At 43.5% G+C, this 16,736-nt stretch carries 18 protein-coding genes; 7 read left to right on the top strand and 11 right to left on the bottom strand.

What is annotated here, in order from left to right:
• Window positions 1-438: 438 nt before the first annotated feature.
• The 11 genes from EXT48_RS12190 to ettA form a co-directional block, all read right to left on the bottom strand.
• On the bottom strand, window positions 439-1,350 hold the full coding sequence (locus EXT48_RS12190) for a hypothetical protein (protein ID WP_130164619.1): 912 nt from the start codon (window positions 1,348-1,350) through the stop codon (window positions 439-441).
• A gap of 175 nt (window positions 1,351-1,525) precedes the next feature.
• On the bottom strand, window positions 1,526-2,989 hold the full coding sequence (locus tag EXT48_RS12185; RefSeq protein WP_130164618.1) for a HAMP domain-containing sensor histidine kinase: 1,464 nt from the start codon (window positions 2,987-2,989) through the stop codon (window positions 1,526-1,528).
• A complete protein-coding gene (locus tag EXT48_RS12180; RefSeq protein WP_130164617.1) occupies window positions 2,986-3,717 on the bottom strand; it encodes a response regulator transcription factor in 732 nt (243 codons plus the stop codon). Before EXT48_RS12180 ends, EXT48_RS12185 begins: the two co-directional genes overlap by 4 nt.
• 52 nt (window positions 3,718-3,769) lie before the next feature.
• Window positions 3,770-4,477, bottom strand: coding sequence for a spondin domain-containing protein (locus tag EXT48_RS12175; protein ID WP_039496099.1), 708 nt, complete (start codon window positions 4,475-4,477; stop codon window positions 3,770-3,772).
• A 9-nt stretch (window positions 4,478-4,486) separates the two neighbouring features.
• The gene (locus EXT48_RS12170) at window positions 4,487-5,185 is read right to left on the bottom strand and encodes a spondin domain-containing protein (RefSeq protein WP_130164616.1); all 699 of its coding nucleotides are present in this window, start codon (window positions 5,183-5,185) and stop codon (window positions 4,487-4,489) included.
• A 244-nt stretch (window positions 5,186-5,429) separates the two neighbouring features.
• On the bottom strand, window positions 5,430-7,397 hold the full coding sequence (locus EXT48_RS12165; RefSeq protein ID WP_130164615.1) for an FAD-dependent L-amino acid oxidase: 1,968 nt from the start codon (window positions 7,395-7,397) through the stop codon (window positions 5,430-5,432).
• Between the two features lie 363 nt (window positions 7,398-7,760).
• Window positions 7,761-8,930: a glutathionylspermidine synthase family protein gene (locus tag EXT48_RS12160; RefSeq protein WP_130164614.1), complete on the bottom strand. Its 1,170-nt coding sequence runs from the start codon at window positions 8,928-8,930 to the stop codon at window positions 7,761-7,763.
• Between the two features lie 113 nt (window positions 8,931-9,043).
• Entirely contained in the window at window positions 9,044-9,640 is a 597-nt protein-coding gene (locus EXT48_RS12155) for a DUF1190 domain-containing protein (RefSeq protein WP_130164613.1), read from the bottom strand.
• Window positions 9,641-9,649: 9 nt separating this feature from the next.
• Window positions 9,650-10,054, bottom strand: a complete 405-nt coding sequence (locus EXT48_RS12150; RefSeq protein WP_010378315.1) for a DUF350 domain-containing protein — start codon at window positions 10,052-10,054, stop codon at window positions 9,650-9,652.
• Window positions 10,055-10,098: 44 nt separating this feature from the next.
• A complete protein-coding gene (locus EXT48_RS12145) occupies window positions 10,099-10,464 on the bottom strand; it encodes a PilZ domain-containing protein (protein WP_010378318.1) in 366 nt (121 codons plus the stop codon).
• A 492-nt stretch (window positions 10,465-10,956) separates the two neighbouring features.
• A complete protein-coding gene (gene ettA / locus EXT48_RS12140; protein ID WP_010604458.1) occupies window positions 10,957-12,621 on the bottom strand; it encodes an energy-dependent translational throttle protein EttA in 1,665 nt (554 codons plus the stop codon).
• 424 nt (window positions 12,622-13,045) lie between these two features.
• Here ettA and EXT48_RS12135 point away from each other — a divergent pair, with 424 nt between their 5' ends.
• From EXT48_RS12135 to EXT48_RS12105, 7 genes are read left to right on the top strand one after another with little or no spacing between them, the layout of a single operon-like run.
• On the top strand, window positions 13,046-13,324 hold the full coding sequence (locus EXT48_RS12135) for a DNA-binding transcriptional regulator (protein WP_010378322.1): 279 nt from the start codon (window positions 13,046-13,048) through the stop codon (window positions 13,322-13,324).
• Window positions 13,299-13,661 (top strand): hypothetical protein, encoded by a 363-nt coding sequence (locus EXT48_RS12130; protein WP_039496108.1) that lies wholly within the window; start codon window positions 13,299-13,301, stop codon window positions 13,659-13,661. Before EXT48_RS12135 ends, EXT48_RS12130 begins: the two co-directional genes overlap by 26 nt.
• A 20-nt stretch (window positions 13,662-13,681) precedes the next feature.
• The gene (locus EXT48_RS12125) at window positions 13,682-14,101 is read left to right on the top strand and encodes a glycoside hydrolase family protein (protein ID WP_017218911.1); all 420 of its coding nucleotides are present in this window, start codon (window positions 13,682-13,684) and stop codon (window positions 14,099-14,101) included.
• Complete coding sequence (locus tag EXT48_RS12120) at window positions 14,098-14,496, top strand: 3TM-type holin (RefSeq protein ID WP_010378328.1); 399 nt, start codon at window positions 14,098-14,100, stop codon at window positions 14,494-14,496. Before EXT48_RS12125 ends, EXT48_RS12120 begins: the two co-directional genes overlap by 4 nt.
• Window positions 14,493-14,741 (top strand): hypothetical protein, encoded by a 249-nt coding sequence (locus EXT48_RS12115; RefSeq protein WP_010378331.1) that lies wholly within the window; start codon window positions 14,493-14,495, stop codon window positions 14,739-14,741. The genes EXT48_RS12120 and EXT48_RS12115 overlap by 4 nt, the downstream gene beginning before the upstream one ends.
• Before the next feature lie 60 nt (window positions 14,742-14,801).
• Complete coding sequence (locus tag EXT48_RS12110) at window positions 14,802-15,644, top strand: baseplate J/gp47 family protein (RefSeq protein ID WP_130164612.1); 843 nt, start codon at window positions 14,802-14,804, stop codon at window positions 15,642-15,644.
• Between the two features lie 8 nt (window positions 15,645-15,652).
• Complete coding sequence (locus EXT48_RS12105) at window positions 15,653-16,564, top strand: phage tail protein I (protein ID WP_130164611.1); 912 nt, start codon at window positions 15,653-15,655, stop codon at window positions 16,562-16,564.
• The last annotated feature ends 172 nt before the right edge of the window (window positions 16,565-16,736 follow it).

Here is a 16,736-nt window from a genome sequence, read left to right as displayed (position 1 = left end):
CCTGACCCCATGCCGAACTCAGAAGTGAAACAAAACAGCGTCGATGATAGTGTGGATTACCCATGTGAAAGTAGAACATCGTCAGGGCCTAATTAAAGAAACCCGTTACAGCAATGTAACGGGTTTTTTGTATCTGGGGTTCAGTACATCGCGAGATAAACTTGCCCTCACCAAAGCATAATACCAATCCGCCTTAATATTTGCTCAATTTGAAGGAGCAAATCTGACGCTAACCGCGTTAAAAATTTCTCATTTAGAGCAACTAAATAGCAAAATTTTCGCCTTGCCTACATAGATGTAGGTACCTTGGCGATAGCAGGACGCGGTAGCGGTGTTATCGACCAGGTTCTCTCGCCTCAAAATAGATCACTTAATTAAGCGAATTGGTATTACTTTAATATTGCGTTAGCGCCTTTCCATCTACGTAATGTCTCATCACTATGAGCCGTCGGCGATCACCCTTATCTCACGTTGTCTGTTCATAGAGTTATGCGATGTAGCTCCTCGTGATGGGAGTCTATTTAAAGTGGCCAATGGTGTATTCCCTAGTGCGATTTCTACCTCAAAGTGATATGCATTAGGATTTTCTGGTGCATAGTTTTGTTTAGAGAAGAAAAAGCAAGGATCACCACTCACCCCCCATCGGACACCTTTTTTCAAAATATATGAAGCGCCAGGAATATTCTGCCACTGCCGGCCGGGTTGTTTGTATTGATAGCGCTGACGGATATCAATGGTTCTTCCCATGGTTAGCGGGCGTCTCACAATATAATCAGGATTGAATGTTGAGTGATCGTCAGTTACGGAGGCGCTTTGAGAACCATTTTGAGGCATAAAAAAACTTTGTGGTACTCTGCTTAATAGTTGGTTAAAAGGTGGATCATAAGCCCTAGCAGTAGGGTACCAGACATGCTCTCTAGTTAGGCAGTGTGTAAAGGTGTTAACATCACCATTAGTGCTGTCAAATGTGAATTGATGCTTAAAAATATACCTAGCATTATCAATCCTTATCAAGCCATGGGTGGGATCTCGAAATTGATACCATTGCAACTCAAAACCATGAAAAGCCATGTTGTAATTCGTTGGACGGGCAAAGCTATCGATATTTAATGCGTTGCCTAAATACACTAATGCAGTTTGATATTTTAGAAGTTTATCAACTGGCAGGCCGTGGATCTCGCCCTCTATATTTTCGGCCGTCCGATTATTGATATTTCGATTATTGGGGCTGTTTTGCGCATTACCACCTAGCAATAGAATAATATTGTTCAGCGAGGAAGCATTCTGGCGAAAGCTATCATTGGCAGTTCCAATGTGGTTCATAAAGTTACGCATAGAGACGACTGGCATAGCAAACTTTCCGTATTATGTTGCAACTAATTAGCGTGTTATTTTACTTTTAATTAAAATATAGTTTACTTGAGTAGAAAGCCAGAAAATATTTACATTGAAAATATATTGAAAGTGTACCTTAAGTAAAAGCTCAGACTAGTAGATGCCTAATTGGAGCTAGTTACTCCGAGTTTTATTTGTTCAAAGGTAAAATGACGGTGAATTGGCTGCCTTCATTGAGTGCACTTGCTACACTGATCCGTCCTTTAAGTATTTTGATAAGCTCACTGGTAATCGCAAGACCAAGACCCGCATTAAATTTACGATTACTATTACTATTTTTGGCTTGAAAGCTTGCTTCAAAAATATGTTGTAGGTCCAGCTCACTGATCCCAATACCCGTATCATTTACCTTAATATGTGCATAACCCTCATGTTCTTCTAGTACCAAACTAATTACTCCGCTAGCCTCTGTGTGTCTAATTGCATTATCTATTAAGTTTGACAACACTCTATCTAATTTCCCTATGTCACTGGTAATCACCAATGTACTTTGGGGTGGGGATATGGCTATCTGTAACTGGTTGGCTTCAGCTTTCAACTTGAACTTAGCTGCAACGTCATACATAAGTTCAAGTAGATTAAAGGGCTCAATATGAAGTTTGGTATGTCCAGCTTCTAGATGGGCGAGTTCAAAAATTTGTGCAATAAGATGATTGAGCTGATTTATATTTTTGCTGGCAATTTCGATGTGCGAAACGATATTTTTGTCACTCGTTTGTTTTTCTATCAGTTCAATGTAACCTTTAAGCGAGGCAAGTGGTGTGCGGAGATCGTGGCTTAGCTGTGAAAGTAGTTCTTTCCTTTGTTCATCTTTGAGGTTAAGTGTGGTTAATTGCTGCTGAATTTTATCCAGCATAGCATTGACGCTGCGACCCAGCTGATGGATCTCATCATGTTCTTCGGGCCAATTTATTTGGGCATCACGACTAATATTAAACTGGTTTTGGCTGACTTGATCTATATATTGAGTCAGTCTGGACACGGGCTTAGTGATTTTATTAAGCAGTAGTAGGACGACAACCAGCAAAAAGAACAAAGTGCCTAATAACCAACTTACCCCAAGCATTACCTTGTCTGAATTTTTTAGTTGCTCAATAATGCTATCGTATTTTGACGAGCCGATGATGATATATAGATAACCCTGCAAAAGATCTTGATTAAATACAGGAGCTACAGAGAAAATTTTACTGCCGTTAACACTCCTAGGATCGTCACCAAATACAGGTAGTTGGCTATCGCTCTTTAGGAGTTTTTTTAACGGGGTAACATCAATTTGCTGACGTTTAACCTCTCCAGGGGCTGCAGAGTAAGTTAATAGCTTACCTTCAGGGGAGACAAAGTAAAACTCGAATGAAGGGCCTAGGATCATCAAGGTGTGAAATAGATTACTCAAACCATCATAGTCGTACACTCCCTCTTTTATCAGGGGGTTATCGTCAACAAGATGGGTCGCAAGTGCGAGGTGTAATTGTTGTTCTGCTTGAGATTTAGAGACTTGAGATAGCGCTTGAGTCCACCACACAAAAATCGCTGCTATGACAACGAAAGTGACAAATAAGGTCAGTGCGAGTTTTTTGTAGAGTGAGAGCTTCATACGCTTTGCCCGTTAAGAGAGGCTGAATTTAATTTATAACCAACGCCCCATACTGTTTCTATCACCGTATTATTTGAAATAGCTTCAAGCTTTGCCCTCAGACGATTAATATGGGAGTTAACGGTATGCTCGTATCCTGAGTGTTGGTAGCCCCATACTGATTCTAATAACTGGGTTCGAGAAAACACGTGATTTGGGTGTTTAGCAAAAAACTGCAGCAGCTCAAATTCGGTTGCGGTAAGGTCTAATCTAACATTAGCCAACGAAATTTCATGACAACAGGCATCGATAACTAGGCTCCCAACTGCAATTTTATTGTTCGGGAAGTCCGCATTTTCAGTCTGCATTGGTTGCTTAAGTTGTCTGACATGGCGTAGCTGCGCTTTCACTCTTGCTTGCAACTCTCTCGTATTAAAAGGCTTGCATATATAGTCATCCGCACCAACTTCTAGTCCAATGATCCTATCGATATCGCTACTTTTTGAGGTGACGATGATGACACTACTCATAGGGTAAAGCGTCTTAAGCTCTCGACAAAGGGTTAGTCCATCCATATTAGGTAGCATTAAATCCAGTAAAATCACGGCAAAATCGTTCGCTTTAGCAGCCGACAATACTTGACTGCCGTCGGCAACATGCGTGACCTCTAAAGCTAACTCCTCTAAATGCACTTGGAGTAATCTCGCTATGTCTAAGTCATCTTCAACTAGCAACACGTTTTCTAACATAAATAGCCCTTTATGAAAGCGCAAACGCCTATGGCAGACGTTTGCGCATAGGCTATTTAACTCTCTCGATAGTGACTGCAAGCAGTGGGTTATCAAATTTATGGACACTAGTGAGCGTTGAACTTTGGAGTCCATCATCACTACCAACTACACCACTGTGCATCGTCACCATGTTGTGATTATCGTTGCGCTCTGCGTTAAAGCCCTCACCGCTATCTGCTGGGCCTGGTATGGTTCCCGCGGCTTCGCTATTCAGCTCAGTGCCAGCATCGTAGGCAAGTGTTCGATACATTTGCATCTCGCCTACTGGCAGCGCAGAGACGTCTATAGCATTTAGACCGGAGAATCCATCATTGGTATTCACCATCATGGTTAATAGCGATAACTTAAGCTCAGAAAGGTCTGTAGTTTTGATGGAAAGGTTGGTTGTCGCACCGGGGCCTAAAGGTCCATCCGTTGAGACGGATGCTTGTGTCATCTCTTCGGCTATGATGTCGCTGTTATTTCCGCCCTCTGCAAGTTGCTCTAATGCTTCACTCGCTGGCATGCCGACAGTAAAGTAATGACCAGACTGATGAAGCAGCGCTGCAATTGGTGACATAGGCTGTGCATGTGTAAGGTTCGTGATAGTGATGGCAAACTCATACTCAACTGGCTCTGGCTCAACCGGAGGCTCTGGCATCACCATATTATTGTCATTGTCTCCACATGCACTGAGCAGGAGCGCAGACATGGCAATTAATGCTAATTTCGCTTTCATAGCTCCCCCTTATTTTACGGTTACTGTTACTTTAGCTACGGGATTTAACCAACGGTGCACGGTGTTATGCAGATCGCTATTACCGCCGACTTGCTCGTCGTCACCTACGTTGCCTCTGTGAATATGGACCATGGTGTTTTCTTCACTTGCTGTGACGCCAGCACCTTGAGTTCCAGGAGTTGCACCTGGCGATGCCGGGATCCCTAAAATACCGGGTGCACCAGAGCCTTCGACAACCAATTCATTATTCGCTTCAGTACCCGCATCATAGGCATTAAGGTAAACTTCATAGGTGCCGGCAGCGCTTGGAATAGGCCACGCATTTAATCCTACAAATCCATCATTGGTAGGAAGTAGCATTGCCACAATTGAAAGGTGCGTATTTCCCTCACTGGTAGATATCATCGCCATTGTAGAGCCTGCGGGTGCAAGTAGCCCCTCAGCTGGGTTGGCGACCATATTGGCGTTTGAGCTTTCGAGGATTTGTCCTAAAGCTGAAATGTCACCGCCTTCGGCCATGGCTTGCAATGCTTCAGAAGCTTGCTCACCGAGTTTGAAAAGAGCGGTATCTTGATTATGAGTAGCCACCAGTAAAGGCGTATAGTAAATACCGTGAGTGAGGTTAGTGATTTTTACTTCAAGGTCTTGTGCCAACGCAGCGCTTGATAAACACGTTGCGACTAATGTTGTCAGGATTTTTGCTTTCATGATGTACTCTTCTTATTAGGATTAACAGTCTCCTTATCATGGCTGCAAGATATTGAGATAGGCTCACGGAGTTATCACGTTTTTATCACAAAAGCGTAGAATACTTATCACAGGGCTCAGATCAGCGGAGCTTAGGGTAACTTGAAGTACGCCGGAACGGTTCTAGTCGGTCGAGAACTATCAATTCGTTCTGCAAGGTAGGGATAATGAGGAGTAAAAAACTCCTCATTACTAGAGAGGCGGGTTAGGGCTTATCGAAATAACTGAGGTTGACGCCAAGCACACTATTGGCATCAGCAAGCGTTACTTTGTCTTTAGTGTTTGGTGAAAAGTTAGGATCGATATATTCCATAATCATTTCATTAGCAATTTTCCGATAGGCGATTTGTATTGCTTCTGACGAGCTACAGCCTTGGTCTGTTTCAAAGACCTCGCTTAGTGGCGCTAAACCAAACCCTTTTTGTAGCGCTAAATCTGTCGAACGTAACGCGCCTTCTACCCAGCCCTGATAATCAGAGTAAGCTTCACCGCAGGTAAATAGATTTGGCAACGGCTCCACTAAATCTTCGATGACGTCTTTATCATTCGCACCAATTGCCCATTGATGTACACCAAAACCAAATTGAAGATTTTCAGGGACATTGAAATTCACATTCCCTTCCCAAATTCGAGCGCTTGTGAGGGTGGGCTGAGGAACATAATGTGTATTAAAAATGTCTTTAAAGAATTGTGTCGCTTGTCGTACAACCGCTTCCGAGGCTGGAAAAATATCACTGGGAATAGATTCAACGAGTTCCGACTCACGAGGGTGATGATAAAGCTCACCTTTGTTTTGCAGTGCACTCCAAAAATTAATATTTAAATAATCACAGTAAATAGTCAATGCGGCTGGGCGACTGTATTTAGCGGCTTCTATCCCTTCGAGTTTGTGTTGAGTTTCAGAGTTAGGCTCTGCATGACGCTCGTTATACATAAGCGCGGCTGCGAGTTCATCATCTAAAGCATAAAAGGGATAAACAGAACCCGTTGGTAAATCGGCAAAGTTAGGTCCAAAGCTGACAGCTGGACGGCCTGTCATGCCGGTTCCCCACCATGCAGTGTCGTAGTATAAATTAATCTTCAGGAGCGGTTGGTTGCTTGTGCTTTGCAATGTATCCCATAACGCATCGCGCCGCTGCTTTGGTAGTTGTTTGAATACATCCGACGCTATGAACAACTTTTCAAGCGCGAGCCTTGGTAGCCCTAAAATAAGCTTTTCGGCTTTAAATGTTCCTTCGCTTATCTGTCCGTCTTGCTCGGTTTTGGTGTACTTGAGTACATATAAATTGTCTGCTTTATCAAAGGCGATGCTATCGATGCTCGTTTGCAGGTAAATCTTCTCTTTACCTATTTTATCCACCAGCGCGTTTGGCAGGGTGCTAAAGCCGTCTTTAAAAGTTCTAAATTCGACATCTGCAGGAAAGTCTTCCAAAAGCTGATAGGCAACCCCCGCATTCATTTTCGATAAGAAGGTGCCATTAAAGCCCAAAACACGATACAGCATGGTGATACATTCTTGGCTATAACCCATATCAGTGAGTAAATCCCACAAAGACCAATTATATAGCGGTTCACCTTGCCATTGACATTGCAGACGGAAATCTTGCCAAAACTCTGGACCGCGAACCTCAGGCCTTGAATCGAACTGTGGATTCACTTGCAAGATACGATTAAAAACAACATTAATAATGTCTTTGGGGTTAACTCCTTGCTCGTTTGGGTCGAGGTTATAAAGTGCCGACCAAATATGATAGTCGTCTTGTTCGGCATCGTTTACCGAAAAGCTGGTACCGCGAAAGTAGAGCCGGTTATTTCCGCCGCTATTCATTGGGAACGGGACTATCTGATCTTCTAGGCCCAATTTAAGAAAGAGGGCCATTAGGTCATCCATACCCTCAAATAGAAACCGCATACCACCTTGTTCTTCTTTGACTGTAATGGTGCTGTCAGGCTTTGCTCCTGCGCGGTTATCTCTGAAATGGATAAGGTCTGAGTCCAATCTTCCACCTGTGCGGTTGCTGCGCTCAAAAATGGCGAAGTCATCAACGTCTGTTTCGCACTGTAATCGCCAAGCGCTATACAAACCAGACATACCAGCCCCTATCACTGCGACTTTCACCGCGTCTGGAATGAGTTTTTGACTGATGTCTGTACCTATTTTGTAGTGAGTCATGTGAGTTCCTTAGTCGACTATGTCTCACACTTTGAGGCTGACTGCTTTTATACCAGTTGGTATTACTTCCTAGCTCGCTAAGTGATCTATAACGTATCTATGCACTCCAACCTGTTGAGTGCACTTCCCAAAAATTTGTTGCAACAAGCCAAGTATTGCTTTCTCAGCCTGATGCAAAACCCAGATACTACTTTAGTACACTGGTTAAGTTTGTGTTAATTTTTGCGGCGGGTTTTGCCAAGTGTTTGTCTAAAAAGTACGAATGCCATGAATTTAATAAGCTTTTATTCTTGGCTGAACACTAATTTGAGAGATGGAACATATTTGTTCCATACCAACTAAGTTATTTAGTGTTCAATGAGTTTAGCCAACAATGATATGGGGTAAGAAACGGCTAAGATCTTGGGTGATCAGGCTTTTATCTTCACGAACACCAATTCCAACTGCTTTATCACCGACAATCCATGAGCCGATGAGCGTATTGAAGCCCGCAAATTTGGGTAAAGGTGAGTAAGCTTGATAAATATAACCTTCTTCGCCATATCCACCAGCAGACTGTGCAAGTAGTTGTTGATCTTTTCGGATCTCAATATTCGCGCCTTCGCGAGAAAATAACGGCTTCTTCACATAGCCGGACTCGCTGTGTGCAATTTTATGCTTGTCCTGTTCAAAGTATGCCGGTAACAGATTTGGGTGGTTGGGAAAGGTTTGCCATAGCAAAGGTAAGATTGCTTTGTTAGATAAAATCGCTTTCCAAGCAGGCTCTAGCCATTGAACTTTTGCTTCCGATAATTGTTCGCTATATTCATCTTGAAACATAAATTCCCACGGGTATAGCTTAAACATCCATTGAATTTTTGAATCATCAAGATCGACAAAGTGTTGGTTATCAAATCCGATATCTTCGATAAAAACTTGTTTCGTTTTGAGTCCAGCTTCCATCGCGCAGCTGCGCATATATTGAATGGTGCCCAAGTCCTCAATGCTTTCTTTGCAGCAAGAAAAGTGTAGGGGAGCACCACGGTGGAATTTATGCAGTTGATAAAAGCGCTCTATCAGCGCTTCTTGAAGGCCATTAAATTGATCCGCATTACGCGGTAACTTACCGGCTTTTACCTGTTCTTCAAGCCATAGCCACTGCCAGTAACCCGTTTCGAATAAGCTGGTGGGCGTGTCATAATTGGCCTCCAGCAGCTTAGCTGGTGACTTACCATCGTAACTAAAATCAAAGCGACCATAGAGCGCTTGGTCTCGACGACGCCATGAGCGAGTCACTAATTCCCATTGAGACTCAGGAATAGCAAACTGTTGCAGAAGTGACTCGTCATTACACACTAAATCGACAAGGTGTAAGAGCATTTGGTGGAGTTCATCACTTGGGTCTTCCAAGTCTTGCTCAATTTGTTTTAACGTAAATTGATAATATGCACTTTCGTCCCAATACTTTTCACCATACATAGTATGAAATTCAAAGCCGTGGGCTTTTGCTTGTTCACGCCAGTGTGGGCGTTCATCAATAGAAATTCTTAACATGAGTGTAAAATCGATCCGTTTAATACCAATTGCATAGATACTTGGTAAATTACAGAATATGTAATAAAAAGCCGAGTGGACCTCGGCTTATCTTTTATCAAGCGAAGGTTGGCTTAGCTGCCCCAACTGCCACCACTACTACGAGAAGCTGTGCGGCCAAATCCACCACGACTGCGTGATACTGAGCTGGCGCGCGGTTTGTAATTTATAGTTGAGCTTTTAACCGATGTTGTACCCGAAGATTTTGCAGATGCGACAAACCCGTTTTGCGCATTTCGGTAGCTAAAGAAGTCATCACGAGAGCGATACAGTGGCTTTGCGCCAGAATAATAAGTGCCGCTTAAGTAAGCTGCTTTCTTCTTTTTGCGCTTTTTCATCATGTCTAGGCCTTCGTCTACTGCTTCTGCAAGTGCAGCAACCATAAAGCCTGCCATAATTGGACGCCAGATCCCACCACTCGAATTTTCACAGCGATCAAAGCCAAAGTCGCTTTCGCACAACTGCTCAGAGGCATATTTGGGCGCTTCTTGGCGATGGCTATCGAGAGCTTGTTGGTATTGAAACTGGCATGCTTCTTCTTCAATACCGAATGATGTACATTCATCAATGTTTTTAAAAAGTAACGCTGATTCGTCGCTATCACCACACGCAGTCAACCCTCCTGTGGCGCCCATTAATAAAGTCAATTTGATTGTTCTACTCCTTTTCATCTTGACTCCTTAATAGGTCATGCAAGCGGCATTCAAAATTCCGGTCGCAAGCGAGGCTCCACCTAAAAACAAACCAGCACTGATGTGATTGTTTTCGATTTTCTCAGATAGCTTTGGCATATACAGCCTTACCATGAAGAAGGTAATTAACTGCATGACTCCCGCAATAACACCCCAAACGGCAAAATCAATAAGAGAGACTGCATTGACAGCAGCACTGGCGATAGGTAAGACAAAACCAATTAAGGTACCGCAAAACGCAGTTGCAGCAGCAGGGTTGTTTTCTTTAACTAGTTTCCACTCACAATAAGGGGTAACTTTGGAGTAAATAAATAAAAAGACTAAGGTAAGTAAGTAGGCAAGACCGAAGTAGGAAATAAAAGGGACAAATCCTTGTAAAGAATCCAAAATCATAATTTTCTCTTTGTTATAGCATCGAATTTGAAATCCGATAGATATTAATCATCATCGTAGGTGAGCTGCTCCAGCTCGCGATGTAGTATATCATCATCTCCAAGGTTAAGTTCAATAAGGCGCTTTAAATGCGTCACACTATCGAGATCGATTTGGCGGCAATGTACACCTAGATGACCTTCTTCAACATGACGAACCTCTACCTCCATCGTAATTTGGATATCACTCCCTGGTAGGTAAAAGTTTAAACTTGCTGGGTCGTTTTTGAGTGGCACATAGCCATCGGGCAGGGTGAGTAACGCGCCATTGAGCGATAAATCCAAGATTTCGCAGCTAAAATCACCGCTTGAGGCCATAAACTGAGCCTCGTTTGAAAAAATAACTCTGGAAAAACGTCGACGTTCTTTCATTACTGATCCTAATAGTCCGTATAGGTAAAGAATAGCTTATATCATTGTGCTCGCTACTAAAAAATGACAATAAATTACGCTGGTTGGATAGGATTGCTGCTGCAGTTTGATTTGCTACGTACCTCCATAGTGCGGCATGAATAAAGAAAAGCAGGTATTAAAAATAATAAAGGCTCCTAACGAGGAGCCTCAGATTATCTATCGTCGATAGACTAGGGCCTGTTGACCTTTGCTGTTTGATTCTTGTTCTTCTGAGTGTGTTTTGGTCGCGACGCTCGACTTGCCGCCTAGTAATCTAGGCAAAAGTTGAGCAACAATGAACAAAGCGCACTCAGGTCAACCCAAAGGGCAGCGCTTGATTGGCATTTCTACTGTGTTATCGCCAGACTTACGTAGAATGACTACGCTACGCTGGCTCTGCCTTGTATAAATACCAATCAAACTGCTGCAAAAACAAACTTGAAAGATCAACAGGCCCTAATGTTTTAATTATTAGCCAATCTTCTTGTATTTGATACGTTTAGGCTCTGCGGCCTCAGCACCAAAGGTCTTCTTCAGCCACTCTTCGTATTCAGTGTAGTTGCCATCAAAGAAATTGATTTGGCCTTCATCACGGTAATCTAGAATATGGGTCGCGATGCGGTCTAGGAACCAACGGTCGTGCGAGATACACATAACGCAGCCCGGGAATTCCAAAATCGCGTTTTCTAGCGCTCGTAACGTTTCAACGTCGAGATCGTTGGTTGGCTCATCCAGCAACAGTACGTTACCGCCTGCTTTTAGTAGTTTTGCTAAGTGCAGACGATTGCGCTCACCACCAGAAAGCTCTTTTACAAACTTTTGTTGGTCATTGCCCTTAAAGTTAAAGCGGCCAACATAGGCACGGCTTGGTACTTCAAAGTTACCAATTTTAAGAATGTCTTGGCCATTAGAGATCTCTTGGAATACGGTATTATTACCGTCCATGTCATCACGGAACTGTTCAACAGTGGCGATTTCAACCGTTTCACCAATAGTGATGTTACCACTATCTGGCTGCTCTTGACCGCTTAGCATTCTAAACAGCGTTGACTTACCCGCGCCGTTTGCACCGATGATCCCAACAATTGCACCTTTAGGTACGTTGAAGTTCAAATCGTCAATCAACAATCTGTCACCGAAGCTCTTACGTAAGTTGCTCACTTCAATCACTTGGTCACCTAAGCGAGGACCAGGTGGAATGAATAGCTCGTTGGTTTCGTTACGCTTTTGATAGTCGTTTTGCTGAAGCTCGGTAAACTGCGCCATACGTGCTTTAGACTTAGCTTGGCGACCTTTCGGATTTGAGCGTACCCATTCAAGTTCTTTTTCAATCGACTTCTGGCGTGCTTTCTCTGATTTTTCTTCTTGCTTCAAGCGTGCATCTTTTTGCTCAAGCCATGAAGAATAGTTACCTTCCCACGGAATACCGTGGCCACGGTCAAGCTCTAAAATCCAGCCTGCTACATTATCTAGGAAGTAGCGGTCGTGGGTGATCGCTACCACTGTGCCCTCGTAGTCATGAAGGAAGCGCTCCAACCACGCAACCGACTCGGCATCTAAGTGGTTAGTCGGTTCGTCAAGAAGCAGCATATCTGGCTTTTCAAGTAACAGTCGGCAGATAGCAACACGGCGTCTTTCACCACCTGATAGGTGCTCAATTTTCGCATCCCATTCTGGTAAGCGAAGCGCATCGGCAGCGCGCTCAAGCGCATTATCTAGGTTGTGACCGTCATGTGCTTGGATGATAGCTTCTAATTCGCCTTGCTCTTTAGCTAGCGCATCAAAATCAGCGTCTTCCATTGCGTACTCTGCGTACACTTCGTCTAATCGATTCAGGGCGCGCTTAACTTCGCCAACTGCTTCTTCAATCGTTTCACGAACGGTTTTGCTTTCATCTAGTACAGGTTCCTGCGGTAGGTAACCAATCTTAGTACCAGGTTGCGGACGTGCCTCGCCCTCGAATTCATTATCCACACCCGCCATAATGCGAAGTAAGGTCGATTTACCTGCACCATTAAGACCTAAAACACCAATTTTAGCGCCCGGGAAAAAGCATAAAGAAATGTCTTTCAGAATAGTGCGCTTAGGTGGCACAACTTTGCTCACCCGCGACATGGTATAAATATATTGAGCCATGAGTTTCCAATCTCTTTTTTAATTTAGATGTATTTTAGAGAAAGCCTTCCAGTGCTGCAATGTTGATAGTTCAGAACGAGGAAAAAACAATGCCCAAGCTAGTATTGGTTAACCATTGTAATTTTTTATTTACCTTTTAATAAGTTAAATAATTGAACTGTTTATTTATCCAGCTGTCAATTGTAAGCGTATCATTCATAGGTCATTTTTGACCTGTTTCCAATCCGAGAAATCGCTATTATATCACTACGCTGAAGAAAGTTATCAGATGAACATGTTAACGGGCGTGGTGGGTTTTTACCGGAACTAAAAACTCAATGGCAAGGATGAACGGCTACGTTGTTTTCGCTTTTCAGCGATCCCCATTCAGCTAAGCAGAACAAATTTTCACTAGTCGTGTTTATTTTTTGAGGTAAGGAGAACAATGACACTTATAAACACAACCACATCCAGACTGGTGGGTCAAAGCAAACCAGCTCCAACAGGAGCCGAAATTCTTCGTGTTGCGCGAAAGCTCAGAGGTTACACGCAAGCTGAATCAGCCGCTCATTATGGTATTGAGGAGCGTACGTTAAGACGATGGGAAAATAGGGAATATAGCCCACGCTGGAATGATGTTATTGGCCTAGTTGAAGATGTGTACTTACTCGATATTTTAGAAGTGATAGGAAAAATCCATGACCAACAAGCAAGTGACAATTAAACAGGTACGTACTGCCCTTAAGCGCTGGGGTAAGTTTTGGTGTAGTAAAGAGCTAGGTAAGGGCTTTAGCCGTCAAGCTGCAACAGAAGCTATTGGCAGTTCATCAAGCAAATACGTGAGTGCAGAGCAGATGCATGTGCCAGATGAAATTGCTCAACTTACCGCATCAATTGAGTTACTTAGGCCAGAATGTAAGCGTGCAATCCGAGCTAAATACATGATGCATAACAAGGTGGTCGATGCAGCAAAAACATTGGGTTTTGACAGCAAGCGTTCAATGGAGTTTTGGTTATTGAAAGCTGAGCAAAGCTTGATGGTTAATATGTCGACACATTAGCAACAATAAAGGGGAATTGTATGTCCGTAATGAATACAGTAGAGCAACTCAAAAAACATGAGGGGTTTCGCCAATTTCCTTACCTTTGTACCGCGGGAAAGCTGACTATTGGCTATGGTCGAAATCTCGATGATAAGGGGATTGATGAAGAAGAAGCAGAATCACTGCTTGCGAGCGATGTAGAAAATGCTAAAGCGGCGGTGGCGCGCAGGATTGCAACCCAACACTGCAACGATGCACGGATGGCGGTGCTGGTAAATATGGCATTTAACTTAGGGATCACAGGGTTACTTAACTTTAGTCGAATGTTACAAGCGGTCGAAAAAGGTGATTTTGATACCGCTGCGCTTGAAATGTTAGATAGCCGCTGGGCAAGACAAGTGCCCAATCGCGCGCAAGAGCTTGCTCAACAGATGATCTCTGGGGAATGGCAATCATGAGTCTATTAGGTAGCCTATTTTCTGCAAAAACAGTGGCTCCGATAGAAGCAATTGGCAATATTCTTGATGAATTGTTTACCAGTGAAGAAGAAGTACTCAAGCAAGAGCATTTAAAGGCGAGACTGATAGCAAAGCATGCATTAGTACAAGCGCAGATCAATCAAGTTCAAGCAGCGCATCGCAGTGTGTTTGTTGCGGGGGCGAGGCCTTTTTTGATGTGGGTGTGTGGTCTAGGCTTTTTGTTTTCGTTCGTGATTAATCCAATTCTACAGTGGTTAATGCCTGAACATGGTACACCTGAGTTGCCGCTGGATGTGATGTTAGAGCTTACGCTTGCCATGTTAGGGCTTGCAGGGCTTAGAACCGTTGAGAAAGTAAAAGGGGTCAGCAAGTGAATCATCCTGAACAATGGCAAATGAAAAAGGAGTTTAATTTGGCCCACATTCTCACCACCATTGCGCTGTTGGTGTCTGGTGTTATTTACCTTGGCGACTTAGATAAAAGGATCACCACTAACTCCCAAGAGCTTGACCACCTCAAGCAAATTCGCCAAGAAGACCAAAAGCGCATCGAAAAGCGCTTAGATTCTATAGATAAAAAATTAGATACGTTGCTCGGTGCCCGCAGAGTGGGTCCGTAGCGCCGCTATTATCGGCCGTATTGGCTTTCTTTATCCAACCCCATTTAAAAGGAGAGTAGCATGAATAATGCTATCGATTTGACGCGCCTATCTGCACCTGATGTGTTGGAGACAGTCAGCTATGAAGCTATTTATCAGGAATTAGAAGCGCAATTGCAACAGCAGTTTCCAGATTTTCCATTTCTTCCCTCAGATCCAGCAATAAAGCTGATGGAGCTTTTTGCCTATCGTGAGGTATTGCTGAGGCAGCGTGTAAATGATGCCGCACAATCTGTGATGGTGGCATATGCTACGGGCAGTGACTTGGATCATTTGGGTGTTTTGTTCGGTGTAGCGCGAGAAGAAGCGGAATCGGATGAACGCTATCGTTTGCGGATCCCACTTTCTCTTGAAAGTCATTCAATGGGAGGCACGTCTGGTGCTTATCAGTACCATGCGTTTACCGCTTCTGCAAAAGTGAAAGACGTATTTGTTGAATCAACATTGCCGGGTATTGTTGAAGTCCATGTGTTACCAGTTGCTGAAGTGGTGACTTTGGAAGATAAAGAAGCACTGAGAACTGAGGTGTTACGTTATCTCAACGACGAAGATGTTAGACCGCTTACGGACCTTGTACGCGTGCATTTGGTAGAGCCAACGGCCTACACGATTGAAGCCGAGATTTACTTTAATGCAGGTATTAATACGGAGCAGGTGAAAGTGTCCATCCATCGTGCAATTGAAAACTTTATTCAATCGCATTACTTGCTCGGGAAAGAAGTACCCAGCTCGGGACTTATTGATGCCTTGCATCAAGGAGGAGTAAGAAAAGTGAAGCTTCGCTCGATGCATGACGACCTCTCACCAAGTGCTAAAAATGCCGCTTACTGTCGCGATGTGCAATTACATTTTCCAACGGAGTAAGGTGAGCTATGACAAGTTATCATAAATTACTGCCACCTGGCACATCAAAGCTGGTTCGCACTATTGCTGATCAAGTTGAAGACTTACCGAGTAAGCTTGAGGTAACACCAACTATCCCAGAATATGTGGGCAAGCAATGGCACCCACAGACCTGCCCAGAGGCTTTATTACCTTGGCTTGCATGGTCTTTATCAGTAGATGAGTGGGATGAAAGCTGGCCGGTAGATACTAAACGGGCATTTATCGCCAATTCGGTCAAAGTGCATAAGCACAAAGGCACGGTTGGCTCGGTAAAGCGAGCATTGGCAGCGCTAGGGGTAAGTGTTGAGTTTTTTGAATGGTTTCAAGAAATTGATGATATAGCACTGGCGCCTTATCAATCAAAGCAGCCGCATACCTTTATGTTTATCGCGTGGGCGAATGAAATTCCGTATACCAGTGACGCTGTGATCTTAAGTCCAGAGCTTTACCAAGCCGTTAAAGATGTTACCGATAGTACCAAACCAAAACGTGCCCATTTCGACTTTTTAGTCGGTGCCAAAATGAGCCTAACACTGCAAACAGCCTCTATTGCCAGTGGCTTGCAAGTTGCGAGAAAGTCAGCGCAAACTGAGGCCGTAAAAGCACCCGCAGCCACCGTATCAGCTGCATTTGCATTGGCAAGCAATAAACAAATCGCAGCGACAGGCCGGTATATGAAAAGCCAGCATGTGAATGCGTATTTACAAAGCTCTGCGCGAGCAGGGCTTCACTTAAATAACCGCCGTCATGTGGTTAGCCGAATTTATTTAACCAATGAGCAAAGATTGCCTGCCGCCAAGTTTGACTTTACGACGGAACTTGCGAGCACTTTGCACTTTACTAATCGTCGTTTTCAAGTGGCTAGATTCTACTGCCACACTTATACCAATTTGTCTTAATACTTGCTCAATTTGAAGGAGTAAATCTGACGCTAACGGCGTTAAAAATTTTTCATTTAGAACAACTAAATAGCAAAATTTTTGCCTGGTTATCGACAAGGTTTTCTCGCCTTAAAATAGCTCACTTAATTAAGCAAATGGGTATTAATCATCGCAGCAATTTAGCCTACAA

The sequence above is a fragment of the Pseudoalteromonas sp. CO348 genome, assembly GCF_004208845.1.
Taxonomy (GTDB): Bacteria; Pseudomonadota; Gammaproteobacteria; order Enterobacterales; family Alteromonadaceae; genus Pseudoalteromonas; species Pseudoalteromonas maricaloris.
The sequence above is the reverse complement of the archived record's forward strand: the minus strand, read 5'-3'. Positions and strand labels throughout refer to the sequence as shown.